Here is a 14,266-nt window from a genome sequence, read left to right as displayed (position 1 = left end):
ATTACTATGCATCTTTAATTCCAATAAAAAGTGCAATGATGCGAATTACGGCATGGTATAAATTACGGCATTTTGTATACAACAACTTGCATAATGATGATTATGAAACACTGTTCAGTCGGTGTATTAATTATTTTCTCATCGTGCTGATTAGTGGAAATGTGATAGCAGTATTGCTTGAATCTGTGAATGAGATTTATAAGGCTTATCACGTCTATTTTAATGTTTTTGAAAACCTGTCGATTATTATTTTTACAGCAGAATATGTGCTCAGATTTTGGAGCGTTGTTGAGAAAAATCCTTTAGAGTCTGAATCGAAACAGCGTTGGCGCTATATCACCAGTGGGGCGGCTATTATTGATTTATTGGCAATTTTACCAGCCTATCTTAACTTGTTCGTACACATCGATTTACGCTTCTTACGTGTTTTACGTTTACTTCGTTTATTAAAATTAACCCGTTATTTTGTCTCTTTGCAGATTCTGCTACGGGTAATAGAGCGTGAAAAAGGCTCTTTTCAAGCGGTTATTTTTATTTTATTAATCATGATTGTGATGGCAGCAGCTGGGATTTATGTTGTAGAAAGCAGTGCTCAACCCACGGTATTTAGTTCTATTCCTGCATCGATGTGGTGGGCAGTAGTCACTTTAACGACGGTAGGTTATGGAGATGTTACACCCATTACACCGTTGGGACGTTTTTTAGGTGCGTTGATTACTATTCTAGGTGTGGGCTTGGCTGCTTTACCCGCAGGTATTTTAGCGACAGGTTTAGCCAATGAACTAGAACAAAGAAAGCAAGAATTAGAACTTCGATTTAGAGCGTTATTAAACAATAGTGAAATAGACTTAATTGAAGATGTCGAAAAGATTGAAAGTATTCGTAAGCAAATCGGGCTTTCCACTGAGCAAACACGAGATATTATTTTGCAATTGATTCGAGAAAGAAAAGAAGAAGAGCTCGAGCATGAAAAAAATAAGTACTGTTTCTGTCCACATTGTGGGCATAAATTGCCTGATTAATTTTCTTGAACAATGGATTAAATTATTCATATTTAAGCCGATATTTATAGTAGATCATGGATTTTAAAAAGAATGTTTAAGAAAATTAGTCATCGCTAGGGCTGCTGTAATTATGTTGATGAATTCGGGTTGTTCTGTCGTGATGGCTAGTCAACAGCCTTCAAAAAAGAATTCAATACATTTGCCAAGATATGTTTTTGAAATTGCGTTGATGTATATGAACTGATAAAAAATGCCTCCATAAATGGAGGCTGCTGATGATTTTAAAATGTTATTTTCTTATTATTCTCAGATTTATTATTCTAAAGTTATTTTTGTTATGCTGTTTCAAGTTCTGCACGAACTTGTTTGGCCATTTTCACCAAAGCGGTTAATGCTGTTTTAGTTTCAGCCCAGTTACGGGTTTTTAAGCCACAGTCTGGATTGACCCAAAGATGCTCAGCAGGGATGGTTCTTAATGCACGATCAATCACTGTGCGCATGTGATCTGCAGTTGGAGTGCTCGGACTGTGAATGTCGTAGACACCTGGGCCGATGGCGTTTGGATAGCTTTGCTGATGGAATACTTCTAAAAGTTGTAAACCTGAACGTGAGGTTTCAATAGTAATGACATCCGCATCCATCGCTGTGATTTGTGGCAAGCAGTCTTTAAAATCTGAATAACACATATGTGTATGAATCTGAGTGTCGATATTGGCACTGCTTGAACAGTGTTTGAAGGATTTAACTGCCCAATCCCAATATTCAGCTTGCTCTGCTTTACGTAGGGGTAAACCTTCACGGAATGCAGCTTCATCAATTTGGATAATTTCAATCCCCGCATTTTGTAGATCAGACACTTCCTGACGAATTGCTTCCGCGAGTTGTAAACACACTTCACGACGTGTGCGGTGTGCAGGTGGAAAAGACCAATTTAAAATAGTGACAGGGCCAGTCAACATACCTTTTACGATCTTGTCAGTTAGGGTGTTGGCATATTCAATCCACTTCACAGTCATTGCAGTTGGGCGAGTAATGTCACTTACAATGATTGGTGGGCGTACACAACGGCTACCATATGATTGTACCCATCCAAATCTAGATAACCAGAAACCATCGAGTAAACCAGCGAAGTATTCCACCATGTCTGTGCGTTCAGCTTCACCATGTACTAAAACATCTAAACCTAATTGTTCTTGTTGTTCGATTGCATAAGCAATTTCTTTCTGCATTGCGATTTCATAAGCATCGTTGGTTAAGTCACCATTGTTCCAAGCTGAGCGGGCTGCACGAATTTCCGTAGTTTGAGGGAATGAACCAATGGTTGTGGTGGGTATCAATGGTAAGTTAAATTTTTGTTGTTGTGCTTTGAAACGATCCTCAAATGTTTCGGTACGTTCTTGTCCGACTAAATCAAAAGCCTTATCTGCGGCTTTAGACAATTTTTCATTTGGATAAATCTTTCCAGACGCTAATACCACTAATTCATTGAGTTTTTGGCGGGCAAAGGCAAGTTTGCCATTCACTTCTGCAGGAATCGTTTCAGAGCGTAAGTCAACAGGTACATGTAATAATGAGCAACCTGTAGAGAGCCATAAACGATCATCTAAAGATTTTTTAGCCGTTTGAACAATCAGATTTAAATAAACCAAATCACTTGCCCAAACACTACGACCATTGATTAAACCTAAAGATAAAATTTTATGTGTAGGCAGTTGGTCAATGACCTTTTTCCAGAAGAATTCACCTTGCTTTTCTCTTGTGATATCAATGTGCAAACCTGCGACAGGCAGATTAACGGCAAGGTTTAAATTTGCTCCTAAAGTTTCAAAATAAGTGGCAATAATCAGTTTTAAGCCATCTTTACGTTGCAAGAGATTATAAACACGTTCAAAAGCCGCTTGCCATTCTGGGGTAAGATCTAAAACCAATGCAGACTCATCGACTTGTACATATTCCACACCACGTGCTTTTAGTTCGTCAAATAAAGCTGTGTAGATTGGAACAAGGGCATCAATGAATTTTAATGTGGCTTGATCAGCAGCAATTTCAGCATGCTCTGTTCCACATTCACATGCATGTTTTTCAGCTTCTGCATTATTTACATCGACAATACGAGAAAGATATAAGAATGTTACTAGACCTGGAACGACAACTTTAAGCGGTTGCTTGAAAGCTTTTGCGCGGTCAATTTGAGCAAATAAATCAGAGAAGTCTGCATTAAATTGTTGAGTTGGATTTAATTCGGGTACGAGGTAATGATAATTGGTATCAAACCATTTGGTCATTTCAAGCGCGGCAACATCTGTACATTCTGGCGCACGACCACGTGCTAAATAAAATTGTTGATCAACATGGTTCAGTTGAGCTGCTTCGGCAAAACGTGTAGGAATAATACCTAATCGTACCGCATGGGTTAAAATACTGTCGTAAAATACAAAATCGCCAACAGTAATCAATGATAATCCTGCGTCTACCTGAGCTTGCCAGTTTGCAGCTTCAACAGCTTGAGCTTTTGCTAAAAATTCAGTTTGAGAAATTTCACCTTTCCAATAGCTTTCCTCTGCAAATTTTAATTCACGTTTTATACCGATACGTGGATAGCCAAGAATATGAGTTTGAATAGACACGGTATAACCTTTAAAATGCAGATGATTAGAATTCATTTATTGTTGCTATCATTAAATAGAATTCATCATTACACAAACTCATTAAATTCATGTTATAGTGAATTATATTCATCTTTAAGTGATTTTATTTGTATCTTTATTTTTTGGATCATGAAGAGATGTAAGTAATTCGCATTCAACAATAGCAAGTTTATTGTTTGAATGATTATTCATTATGTTTTGCTTGAGCTTTATTTGAAGTATGGCTTTTCGGCTTGTGTTCAAGCAAAGCTTGTCTTTATTGTTCTTTGCACTTTCAGCAACGTTGAAAGCATGGTTTGTTGAAAGTCATTTTAAGAACAAAACGTTGTTTTTCTGGTCTTTACTCATGTTAGAAATTCGTCATTTAAAAACTTTAACTGCTTTACGTGAGCATGGTTCACTGGTCGCTGCTGCGGGTGATTTGTGTTTAACACCTTCTGCAATTTCTCATCAATTGAAAGAGTTAGATCATTGGTATGGGGTAGAGGTTGTAAACCGTCGCACACGTCCAGTGTCATTTTCAAATGTAGGACAACGTTTGCTTAAACTTGCCGATGATGTGCTTCCACAAATCCAAATCGCACAATCAGACATTACTCGAATTGTGCATGGGCAGACTGGGCGAATTATTTTTTCTTCAGAATGTCATAGCTGCTTTGATTGGTTAATGCCTTTGCTGAATCAATATCGTTCACAATACCCCGATGTAGACTTAGATTTTGCTTCAGGTTTTGAGTCGAATCCGCACGAGCTTTTACAAAATGCTGAATTTGATTTATTGATTACGGCAGATCCGATTGCTTTAAAAGGGATTGAGTATTTTCCAATTTTTGAATATGAATCACGTTTAGTGCTTTCAAATACGCATCCATTGGTTCGTGCTGAGCGTATTACTGTGCAAGAGTTGGCGGAAGAAACTTTGATTACTTATCCTGTAGATAAGCATCGTTTGGACATTATGTCGAAGTTATTTATTCCCGCAAATATTCAACCTAAACAAATCCGAACGACTGATTTAACCCAGATGTTGATTCAATTGGTTGCAAGTGGACGAGGCATAGCAGCATTACCCGATTGGGTGGTGAATGAATATGAACAAAAAGGCTGGGTGACTTCTCGTCGTTTAGATTGTGTATCTGCAAATGGTTTACGCCGTACATTATATGCAGGCTATCGTATTGAAGAAAAAGAAAAAAGCTACTTTGAAGGTTTCTTAAAACAGTTAGAGAAATTCTCTCAAAAGCGTCATCAATATTATCTGAGTTAATCTATTTATTCACAATGTATGAATTTTAATGCGCTAAAATTCATACAGATTTAGCTTATCGCTTAGCATTAGCCTATAAATTTTGATTTATATTGATCTTTATCTGTGATGCGTACGTGAATTGTGCTTTAAATAAAGCGATAATCATTTTAAGATATGAATTGGAATTCATGATTTAAACTCGTCTAGGATGATCTATGCCTAAAGCGAAGCAACCGACATCTAAACAATTACTTTCGGTTATTCAGACTCAAACTGCAATTGCGAAATTGGGTTTAGATATCAATGCGGTGATGACCCTTGTCGCAGAACAAATTCAAATGATTACCCAAGCAAAGGGCGCTATTGTCGAACTCGCTGAAGACGGTGACATGGTTTATCGCGCTGTTTCCAATGGAGCAAACGATTTTCTAGGTTTGCGTTTGAAAATGGATTCCAGTCTGTCAGGGTTATGTATAGCGCAAAATACAACGCTGTATTGTAAAGACAGTGAAGTTGATGAACGTGTCGATCGTGAAGCATGTAGACGTGTTGGGCTACGTTCAATGGCGGTTGTGCCGTTAATTCATTGTGATGAGCCTATCGGTGTTCTTAAAATTTATTCTGAACGTGTCAATGCATTTAAAGACAGTGACATTAACTTGCTAAGTTTAATGTCTGAACTGATTGCCGCAGCGATGTACCACGCGACCAAATATGGCGCACAAGAACTCTATAAACTCGCAACACAAGACAATTTAACAGGTCTTGCCAATCGTGCTTTATTCCTAGATTGTTTAAGACAAGGGGTGGATAAAGCCAAACGTGGTGGGCGACTACTTGGTATATTGATGATTGATGTAGATGGTTTGAAACCAATCAATGACCAATATGGACATCGTTTAGGCGATGAAGCTTTAAAAGAAATTGGCAAACGAATTGTCAATGCAACACGGCATGATGATGTTGTGGCACGTCTAGGTGGTGATGAATTTGCAGTGATTCTAAGTGGTGTTGCAAATCAAGAGATTGCCAAGAAAGCAATGAATAGAATTGTCGAAGCGTGTGGGCTACCCTTTATATTTGAGAATGTAAAATTGGATATGGGGGCGAGTGTTGGTTTAGCTTTATTTCCAGAAGATGGTTTAGAACTCAATAAATTGATTGAATTTGCTGATTTGAAAATGTATGAGAATAAGCGTATTCGCAAGGGAGTGAATTACAGCCTGTAAGCAATGTCTTGATGATATTGATTTTTCTACATTTTGTGGAAAACTTTTTAAACACAATGTAGAAGCTGGCTCATTTTCCAATCCAGTTTTGCAATATTACGCTTTGATATTTTCCAATCAATCTTTTTTCATCAATATGCTATGACTTTCCAATAAATAACGACAAAATTCCTGCTGCAATCAACGGGCCAACTGGAACGCCGCGCAATAATGCAACACCTGCAACCGTACCAATAAGTAATCCTGCAACGACATTCGGTTGATTGGTCATTAAACTTACGCCACGCCCGCCAAGCCATGCAACCAATAACCCTATAGCAATCGCTGTTAAAGATTTCCAATGCATAAAAGATTTTAAAATCACTTCGCCCGGAATCTTGCCACTTGCGATAGGAGTCAATACACCAATGGTTAGAATAATAATGCCTACTTCTAAACCATGCGTTTGTAAGAGTGGGAAAAATTGGCTTAAAGGCGTGATTCTAAAAACAATGAGTACACCTGCTGCGATGGTTACAGCTGTGTTATGACTAAAAATACCGCAGGCGAGAAGAATCAGGAGAACAATTAAATTAAGGTCAAGGCTAGAAAAACTCATCAAAGTTCATCGTTTAAAATAAAAATACCGCTGTATTATACTGAAAATAACACTATGAATTTTAAAATAAATCCTAATCTGGCACAGTGCGTTTGTAAATTATCTACAGCATTATCATCTATTCTATTGAATTTTAATATTAAAAAAGCATTCACCGTATTTTTTAGCAGTTAAATTTCATTGAAAAGTCAATCATAATGTGACTAAGGTTATGTTGTTAAAATTTTGAATATTGAGTTTGTTATTCCTTATGCATCGCTATGTTCAGTATCCTCATGTAAAATGTTCGGCTTAGAAAATAGGGTGAAATGTATGTTGCTGGAAAAGATGTTGCAATCACAGGGTTTTGGATCACGAAAACACTGCCAGCAGCTGATCAAAAATAGTGCTATTTCTATTCAAGATCAAATCGTTTCAGATCCAAAATTTAAACTGAATTTACAAAATCTAGAATATAAAGTGCATGGTGAAACTTTTCAGTACCGTGAAAAGGTCTATATTGCTTTAAACAAGCCACAAGGTTATGAATGTTCGCATCAAGCCACTCATCATTATAGTGTTTTTGATTTGTTTAATGATGTATTGATGAATCGAGGCTTACAATGTGTTGGACGCCTTGATCAGGATACAACTGGATTATTATTGCTTACAGATGATGGGCAGTTTCTTCAGGCTTTGACACATCCCAAAAAGCATGTGGCGAAAGTTTATCAAATGCAAACTGCTGACCCGATCAATGATACACAAATTCAGCAATTAGAAACTGGTGTTGAATTACGCAATGAAAAGGGGATTTTTGCTGCGACAGAAGTGAAGCAAATTGCTGAATTTGAATTGAGCATGGCAATTCATCAAGGTGTATATCATCAAGTTAAACGTATGCTTGCAGCGGTTGGAAATAAGGTAGAGCGTTTGCATCGCGCTCAAATTGGTCAATTAAAATTATCACAATTGGCTGAAGGTGAATGGATTTACTTAAATGAACAACAGATTTTAGCGGCTAAGAATCAAAGTACTGAGTCATTATTGGAAATTTAATCCAGTAAACCCCTGTTTAGGAACAACTATTCAGCTCGTTTAAGAAACTCAAAACGTCTAATTTCACAATTCTGAAAAATGTATTTAGTTCATTAAATGGCTAAATTTCCAAAGTAGTGGAGTTGAGGAATTACTTTAAGAAACAATGATAGGTTTGGAATTCGTTGTCTTTTACGAAACCCATTTGTTCATAAAGTTGATGTGAGTGGTAATTATTTTTTTGAGTTTCTAAGCTAATACGTTGTGCATTTTCGTGACGTGCAAATAAAATTGCAGTATCAATCAACTGTTTAGCTGAACCTTGTCGTCGAAAAATTGGAGTAACATAAACATCGTCTAAAATATAATAAGTAGAGCAGGCGACAGAAGAAAAACCTAAATATAAAAGTACAAAACCTGTAAAAACATCATCTTTTACATGAATGAAAATAACACTTTCCTGATTTTCATAGCGTTGTGTAAGAAAGTCGAATGATTGTTTGATATTGGAAGAAGCGCCATAAAACTGACGATATTCATCAAATAAAACAGAAAGTTGATTCAAGTCTTCTTTGGTCGCTCGTCTGACGATCATTTATAGCCCCTTTATAATGAATTTTTATCTTTACTTACAAAAGAGCATAACCAAAAAAATCAAAAGTGAACCTAATTAATTGTTTTAAAATGCAACATTGTTAAGTTTTGTCACTTTCACCCAATATGGCATTCAACTCAGCAAAAAGATCTTCATCATCATCTATTAAGTCAACACTATTATTGAGTTGACCATTTTGCTGTTGTTCTTGCTTAATTTTTCGCAATTTCAGCAATTGATCCATATTGATATTTTGGTTCTCAATAGCGAAGGGGATTGATTTTGTAATCACAACCTGTTTGAAAAATAACCGAACTGCTTGTGCAGGAGTAATTCCCAATTGTTTGAATACAGCAAACGCCTGTTTTTTTTCTTGTGAATCAAGGCGTACTTGATAGACTTCCGTTTTTCTCATGGATTTAAACCAAACAAATTTGAGTTTGAAAGTCTATTTTAATCAAAGTATTCAGAATTTCAATGTCTAATCATCAAAAAGTCGTATATTTGTCATTACATGGGAATTACAGTGTCAATTCATATTCAGAACAAAAGTGCATTTCTTGCTGTGTTATGGGGTCTATAAATTCAATTTGTTTGGCTAAAAGTTGTAATGGCTGACTAAAGTCATCTTCTCTTTTGTGTATGACTTTTGGGTAAAAAGGATCATTTTTGATGGGGATATCTAAACTGTTCAGATGGACACGAAGCTGATGTTGCTTACCTGTGAGTGGTTTGAGTTGATACTTTGCCCAAGATTGATCATGTTCAATGATCTCAATTGCTGTTTGTGAGTTGGCAATGCCATCTACCACCTGCATGGTGTAAAAAGGTTGCCCTTTTTCCATGCGTAAACTGATTTCACATGGAAATGCTAAAGTTTCACGGTAAGGAGCAATCGCATGATAAAGCTTTTGAACTTTGCGCTCTGCAAACATTTGCTGATATAAACCACGAGTAGAAGGCTGTTTGGAAATCAATACGATTCCTGCAGTTTCACGATCAAGTCGATGTATCGGGGTTAAATCAGGATTATTCGTGGTTTTTTTTAATCGAACCAATAAGGTTTCTTGAACATACTGACCAGTGGGGCTAATCGTAAGGAAATGTGGCTTATCAATCACCATTAAATCATTATTTTCAAATAGAATCTTTTCTTGAAATGGTACATGAACTTCATGTGCCAAAAAACGATAGTAATAAATGTGTGTGTTCTGCTGAAATGGTGAAGCTAGATTCAGTGAATTTCCTTGCATATCAATGATGAGTTGATCTTCAAAACGTTGTTGCCATTCATTTGCAGGGATGTGGGGAAAGTGATTACACAAATATTCATAAATTGTTAGCCAATTTTTTTCTGCTGCATTTAAAAAAACTTTAGAAGCTGTAACGCCATTGAGCATCGGCGGGGTAAAATCTATAGTTTGTATCATAAAACGATATTATCCAAATTCATTGAAAGTGATTAGCTACTGGTTATTACAGACAATTTTTTGAGCTGATGGATGAAAATATGGAATAAACCCATGTTTAAAAATATTCACGATTGATTTTGGGGTAATAACATTAACAATGCTTTCTGCTTCTATATCTATTTTATTTTTATATCCATCAAAAGACCAAAGCAAATAGTGTTGTTCAGCAACAATCATCACAAAATCATTCATATATTCGATACAAGTGCCAATTGGTAAGTCTTTGATCATTGCTTGAAAAGTGATTTTATTTTGATCTTTGTCAATACGTTCCAAGTGTAATTGTTCATCAATTTCGGACAATTTTATTTTCTTGTTTGATGAGTTTGTTTCTAGCCACAAGATTTTAAATTGATTACTTCTTTGGCGTTGACATTCAGCGCATGGGCGATGACCTGCTGCAAAAGCTGTTGCTTCATCTAAAAAAAAGAGTTCAGAATAATGATTTGGAGCAAAAATGACTCTTTTAGTGTCTTTAAATTGTGTAAGACATGTAATCCAAGCTTTAAGTTTCCACTTTCGGATAATTTGTCGTTCTGTATTGTGCAAAACACCTCGATTACCCATTAACTCAGCATGTTTTGATGGATTTGCAATCAAATTACCCCAAGGGTCAACTCTGTTTTGTAATGTCATGATTTTAAGAACAATCTATGTTTAATGGGCAATGAATAAATTTACTAAAATTTAAACAGTATATGAATCTAGTTGGGCAATATTGTCTTGCAATGCTATCATAGTCGCTTGTTTGAATCATATCGTGAGTGCTATGCAATATTCATGTAAATTAAGCCTGAGCAATGAATTAGATACCAAAAAATTAGCGCAAAAATTAGCGCAACATATTGCAGAAGGCGTGATTTATCTTATTGGTGATTTAGGTGCAGGTAAAACGACACTTAGCCGTTATTGGTTACAAGGTTTAGGGCATAAGGGTGCTGTTAAAAGCCCAACTTATACATTGGTTGAGCCTTATAATATTGTTGGAAAAGATATTTTTCATTTTGATTTATATCGCCTAAATGATCCGTATGAGCTTGAATTAATGGGTATTCGGGATTATTTAGATGTTCCCAATGCTTTGTTCTTATTTGAATGGCCATCGAAAGGTGGTGAGGAAATTCCTCAAGCAGATCACGTGATTGATATTCAAAAAACAGATGATGAAACTGTTCGTGAAATTACGATAAGCAGTACTTCAGAAGAATTGATTGATGCACTGCAAAATTTTAATCATTGAAAATGATGCTTCTTTGCTATTTGTAATGAACATAGATTGATTAAATGAATTGCTGTGTGGATTAAAATACAAAATAAATTTATGACGATGGTTATGTAACATAACTTTTAGGTCAATTGTTAGGTTGATTGCATGCAGCAAGAAAATATCAGTTTAAGACGTATTCAGACTTTAGATCCTGCTTTGGCTAACCAAATTGCAGCAGGTGAGGTGATTGAACGTCCGTCATCAGTGGTGAAAGAATTACTTGAGAATTCGATCGATGCAGGTGCAACGGAACTGATTATCCGAGTCGCACAGGGTGGTAGTACGCTAATTGAAATTATTGATAATGGCCGTGGTATTCATGCAGAAGACCTTGCATTGTCCGTAACCAGACATGCCACTAGCAAGATCCAATCTGCGGAAGAGTTGCAAGCGATTGTAAGTTTGGGATTTCGCGGTGAAGCATTGGCTTCTATTGCCGCGGTTTCACGACTCACACTGACCAGTAGTCAGGATGACTCAGGTATCGGTTATCAACTTGAAGTCAATGGTACTGCTTTTGAAAATCAAGATATTCAAGCCGTTGCTGCTCAGCAAGGCACACACATTCGCATTCAAGATTTGTTTTTTAATGTACCTGCACGACGTAAATTTTTAAAAAAACCAAGCACTGAATTTGGGCATATCGAAGAAATTGTACGTCGTATGGCGTTAACTCATTTCGATATTCGTTTTGTATTGGAACATAATGAAAATATTCGGCTAAATTTACCCATCGCAGATAGCGGTGAATTACGCTTTCAACGTGTACAACAATTATTAGGTCGCCCATTTACAGAAAATGCGTATTGGATTGATGCAGATAGTATCAATATGCGTTTATCGGGTTGGTTAGGGCATCCTTCAGATGCACGTGGGCAAGCAGATTTACAGTATGTTTATGTGAATGGTCGTATTGTCAAAGATAAAACCATTTCACATGCTCTACGTATGGCATATGACGGTATTCTACATGGGCATCAACATTCAGCTTATTTGTTGTTTTTAGAAGTTGATCCTGAAAATGTCGATGTGAATGTTCATCCAACGAAACATGAAATTCGTTTTTTAAATCAACGTGAAGTACATGAGTTTGTACGTCATTATGCGAAAGAAACACTGGCACAATTTCAAACGGCATCTGTTGAATTATCATCCGCAATGAAACAAGATGAGCAAGCTGTTGCATGGCAAACACCACAGCCTCGTTATCAAGAGCAATTTCAATTACATCGTGATACGACGAATCTACAGAGCAACCCTTATTTTGATACTCAGACAGAAAATAGCCTAAGCAATACCGATGCTGTGCAAATGAATCAATTCCACAATGATGGTTTAACTGATTTTAATTCAAATCAACCACAAGCGGTTCATTATCAAAGCCAAAATCAGCAACAATACAAAGGCACACAGCAACTCAACAATGCATTAAAAAGCTATTTAGCGCCTTTACGTGAAAATGATCATAGCAATTCAAATCATGCAGTAGGGAATAACTCGCAAGGTTTAAGTGATCAAGAGTCTTATAATCGTTCAGTACAAGCCATTTCACAGTCTACGACATCTCAAATCGATGAATATCCTTTGGGGATTGCAATAGCACAGCTGCATGCGATTTACATTCTTGCGCAAAATACCGAAGGTTTAATCATTGTTGATATGCATGCAGCACATGAGCGAATTCTATTGCAGCAAATGAAGTCAGCGTGGGATAAACCCGAGTTTTGGACTTCGCAACAACTGCTTATCCCTAAAGTAATTTCTATTACACGTATGCAAGCCACGCGTATTGATGAATTAAAACCACAATTAGAACGATTGGGATTGGATATTGACCAATATGGTGATGAACAAGTGATTGTACGTGGCGTGCCTGCGATATTGCATAAAGCTGATTTTGATTCGCTAGTGCCTGAATTATTAAATGATTTAGATCCGAATGATGAGGCTCAAGCATTACAACAAAAGCGTGATCATATTTTGGCAGGTATGGCATGTCATGGGGCAGTCAGAGCACATCGGGTACTCAGCCTTTCAGAAATGAATGCTTTGTTGCGACAAATGGAACAAACAGAATTTGCGAGTCAATGTAATCATGGTCGTCCAACATGGCGTGCATTTCCATTGGCTCAATTAGATAAATTATTTGCTCGAGGAGAGTAGTTGTACATGTCAAATCAATTGCCCGTCATCAATTTAATGGGACCGACTGCAAGCGGTAAAACGGCTTTGGCATGCGAGCTATACGAACAAGGCAATTATGAGCTTATTTCAGTTGATTCTGCGCTTGTTTTTAAAGATATGGATATTGGTACGGCGAAGCCTTCAAAAGCCGAACAGGAGCGTTATCCGCATCATCTGATTGATATCATTACACCACTTGAAGTTTATTCTGCGGCAGAATTTGTTGAGGATGCATGCCGTTTGATTGATGATATCCATGCACATGGGAAAACCCCAATTTTGGTCGGCGGAACGATGCTCTATTTCAAAGCATTGCTTGAAGGCTTAGCAACAAATTTACCCAGCGCTGATTATGATATTCGAGCAGCGATTGAGTTGAAGGGGGAAACGGAAGGCTGGCAAGCGGTTTATGATGAATTAAAAGCCGTGGATTCTTTGGCAGGTGAGAAATTTAAAGTAAGTGATAAGCAACGTATTATTCGGGCACTAGAGGTCTATAAAATAACAGGTCGACCTATTACACAATTACAAGCTGAACAGCCAAAAAGACAACCATATCGCTACAATTTTCATAATTATGCTTTAATGCCTGATCGTGTAGAATTGCATAAACGTATCGAAATGCGGTTAGAGAAAATGTGGGATATCGGATTTTTAAATGAGGTGGAGACTCTTATGAAAAAATACGATCTCGATGAAAATTTACCCGCTTTTCGCTCTGTTGGATATCGTCAAGCTATTGATTTTTTGAAAAATGGTGATATATGTCAAGAAAGTTATCAAGAAATGTGTGATAAGGCGTTATTTGCAACACGACAATTAGCAAAACGTCAATACACATGGTTGCGTTCTTTGCAAGAATTACATCAATTTACAACTTTTTTTACGATAAAGCAGGCGCAAGAAGACTTGCGAAACTTATACGGATAAAGCAAAATTTAACAACTATCTTTTTTATAAATTTTAATTGAAAAATAAAGATAGTTTTTGCGCTGATTTTAAT

Annotated in this window: 13 protein-coding genes; 7 read left to right on the top strand and 6 right to left on the bottom strand. The window is 36.8% G+C overall.

Annotated features, from left to right (window positions below; all coding sequences use genetic code 11):
* The first annotated feature begins 38 nt into the window (after nt 1-38).
* Complete coding sequence (locus CDA10_RS10060) at nt 39-1,022, top strand: ion transporter (protein ID WP_089605478.1); 984 nt, start codon at nt 39-41, stop codon at nt 1,020-1,022.
* Nucleotides 1,023-1,339: 317 nt separating this feature from the next.
* On the opposite strand, the gene metE is transcribed toward CDA10_RS10060, so the two are convergent.
* Complete coding sequence (metE, locus tag CDA10_RS10055; RefSeq protein ID WP_228704618.1) at nt 1,340-3,667, bottom strand: 5-methyltetrahydropteroyltriglutamate--homocysteine S-methyltransferase; 2,328 nt, start codon at nt 3,665-3,667, stop codon at nt 1,340-1,342.
* A gap of 331 nt (nt 3,668-3,998) precedes the next feature.
* On the opposite strand from metE, the gene CDA10_RS10050 reads away from it, so the two are divergent.
* Together CDA10_RS10050 and CDA10_RS10045 are read left to right on the top strand one after the other, a co-directional pair.
* Complete coding sequence (locus CDA10_RS10050) at nt 3,999-4,919, top strand: LysR family transcriptional regulator (protein WP_089605612.1); 921 nt, start codon at nt 3,999-4,001, stop codon at nt 4,917-4,919.
* 197 nt (nt 4,920-5,116) lie between these two features.
* Nucleotides 5,117-6,130 (top strand): sensor domain-containing diguanylate cyclase, encoded by a 1,014-nt coding sequence (locus CDA10_RS10045; RefSeq protein WP_089605477.1) that lies wholly within the window; start codon nt 5,117-5,119, stop codon nt 6,128-6,130.
* A 139-nt stretch (nt 6,131-6,269) separates the two neighbouring features.
* Here CDA10_RS10045 and CDA10_RS10040 read toward each other — a convergent pair whose 3' ends face one another.
* Nucleotides 6,270-6,728 (bottom strand): DUF441 domain-containing protein, encoded by a 459-nt coding sequence (locus tag CDA10_RS10040; RefSeq protein ID WP_089605476.1) that lies wholly within the window; start codon nt 6,726-6,728, stop codon nt 6,270-6,272.
* Between the two features lie 312 nt (nt 6,729-7,040).
* Between CDA10_RS10040 and CDA10_RS10035 the strand changes: the two genes are divergently transcribed.
* Nucleotides 7,041-7,766, top strand: coding sequence for a pseudouridine synthase (locus CDA10_RS10035; RefSeq protein WP_089605475.1), 726 nt, complete (start codon nt 7,041-7,043; stop codon nt 7,764-7,766).
* A 130-nt stretch (nt 7,767-7,896) separates the two neighbouring features.
* On the opposite strand, the gene CDA10_RS10030 is transcribed toward CDA10_RS10035, so the two are convergent.
* The 4 genes from CDA10_RS10030 to CDA10_RS10015 all read right to left on the bottom strand — a co-directional run bounded on the left by CDA10_RS10030 (nt 7,897) and on the right by CDA10_RS10015 (nt 10,448).
* Nucleotides 7,897-8,340, bottom strand: a complete 444-nt coding sequence (locus CDA10_RS10030) for a GNAT family N-acetyltransferase (RefSeq protein ID WP_089605474.1) — start codon at nt 8,338-8,340, stop codon at nt 7,897-7,899.
* Between the two features lie 100 nt (nt 8,341-8,440).
* Complete coding sequence (locus CDA10_RS10025) at nt 8,441-8,755, bottom strand: type II toxin-antitoxin system RelB/DinJ family antitoxin (protein ID WP_089605473.1); 315 nt, start codon at nt 8,753-8,755, stop codon at nt 8,441-8,443.
* A 106-nt stretch (nt 8,756-8,861) separates the two neighbouring features.
* The gene (locus tag CDA10_RS10020; protein WP_089605472.1) at nt 8,862-9,770 is read right to left on the bottom strand and encodes a pseudouridine synthase; all 909 of its coding nucleotides are present in this window, start codon (nt 9,768-9,770) and stop codon (nt 8,862-8,864) included.
* Between the two features lie 36 nt (nt 9,771-9,806).
* Entirely contained in the window at nt 9,807-10,448 is a 642-nt protein-coding gene (locus CDA10_RS10015) for a hypothetical protein (protein ID WP_089605471.1), read from the bottom strand.
* A gap of 133 nt (nt 10,449-10,581) precedes the next feature.
* Between CDA10_RS10015 and tsaE the strand changes: the two genes are divergently transcribed.
* The 3 genes from tsaE to miaA all read left to right on the top strand — a co-directional run bounded on the left by tsaE (nt 10,582) and on the right by miaA (nt 14,193).
* A complete protein-coding gene (gene tsaE / locus CDA10_RS10010) occupies nt 10,582-11,052 on the top strand; it encodes a tRNA (adenosine(37)-N6)-threonylcarbamoyltransferase complex ATPase subunit type 1 TsaE (protein WP_089605611.1) in 471 nt (156 codons plus the stop codon).
* 132 nt (nt 11,053-11,184) lie between these two features.
* The gene (mutL, locus tag CDA10_RS10005; RefSeq protein ID WP_089605470.1) at nt 11,185-13,242 is read left to right on the top strand and encodes a DNA mismatch repair endonuclease MutL; all 2,058 of its coding nucleotides are present in this window, start codon (nt 11,185-11,187) and stop codon (nt 13,240-13,242) included.
* A 6-nt stretch (nt 13,243-13,248) separates the two neighbouring features.
* Complete coding sequence (gene miaA, locus CDA10_RS10000; protein WP_089605469.1) at nt 13,249-14,193, top strand: tRNA (adenosine(37)-N6)-dimethylallyltransferase MiaA; 945 nt, start codon at nt 13,249-13,251, stop codon at nt 14,191-14,193.
* Nucleotides 14,194-14,266 lie beyond the last annotated feature (73 nt).

This window comes from Acinetobacter piscicola (genome assembly GCF_002233755.1).
GTDB classification, from domain to species: Bacteria; Pseudomonadota; Gammaproteobacteria; order Pseudomonadales; family Moraxellaceae; genus Acinetobacter; species Acinetobacter piscicola.
The sequence above is the reverse complement of the archived record's forward strand: the minus strand, read 5'-3'. Positions and strand labels throughout refer to the sequence as shown.

What these genes read in the sequence shown, in the direction of transcription:
- mutL (WP_089605470.1), top strand. Translation starts at nt 11,185, where the DNA reads ATGCAGCAAGAAAATATCAGTTTAAGACGTATTCAGACTTTAGATCCT.
- CDA10_RS10020 (WP_089605472.1), bottom strand. Translation starts at nt 9,770, where the DNA reads ATGATACAAACTATAGATTTTACCCCGCCGATGCTCAATGGCGTTACA.
- CDA10_RS10060 (WP_089605478.1), top strand. Translation starts at nt 39, where the DNA reads ATGCGAATTACGGCATGGTATAAATTACGGCATTTTGTATACAACAAC.
- CDA10_RS10045 (WP_089605477.1), top strand. Translation starts at nt 5,117, where the DNA reads ATGCCTAAAGCGAAGCAACCGACATCTAAACAATTACTTTCGGTTATT.
- CDA10_RS10035 (WP_089605475.1), top strand. Translation starts at nt 7,041, where the DNA reads ATGTTGCTGGAAAAGATGTTGCAATCACAGGGTTTTGGATCACGAAAA.
- metE (WP_228704618.1), bottom strand. Translation starts at nt 3,667, where the DNA reads ATGAATTCTAATCATCTGCATTTTAAAGGTTATACCGTGTCTATTCAA.
- CDA10_RS10015 (WP_089605471.1), bottom strand. Translation starts at nt 10,448, where the DNA reads ATGACATTACAAAACAGAGTTGACCCTTGGGGTAATTTGATTGCAAAT.
- CDA10_RS10030 (WP_089605474.1), bottom strand. Translation starts at nt 8,340, where the DNA reads ATGATCGTCAGACGAGCGACCAAAGAAGACTTGAATCAACTTTCTGTT.
- tsaE (WP_089605611.1), top strand. Translation starts at nt 10,582, where the DNA reads ATGCAATATTCATGTAAATTAAGCCTGAGCAATGAATTAGATACCAAA.
- CDA10_RS10050 (WP_089605612.1), top strand. Translation starts at nt 3,999, where the DNA reads ATGTTAGAAATTCGTCATTTAAAAACTTTAACTGCTTTACGTGAGCAT.
- CDA10_RS10025 (WP_089605473.1), bottom strand. Translation starts at nt 8,755, where the DNA reads ATGAGAAAAACGGAAGTCTATCAAGTACGCCTTGATTCACAAGAAAAA.
- miaA (WP_089605469.1), top strand. Translation starts at nt 13,249, where the DNA reads ATGTCAAATCAATTGCCCGTCATCAATTTAATGGGACCGACTGCAAGC.
- CDA10_RS10040 (WP_089605476.1), bottom strand. Translation starts at nt 6,728, where the DNA reads ATGAGTTTTTCTAGCCTTGACCTTAATTTAATTGTTCTCCTGATTCTT.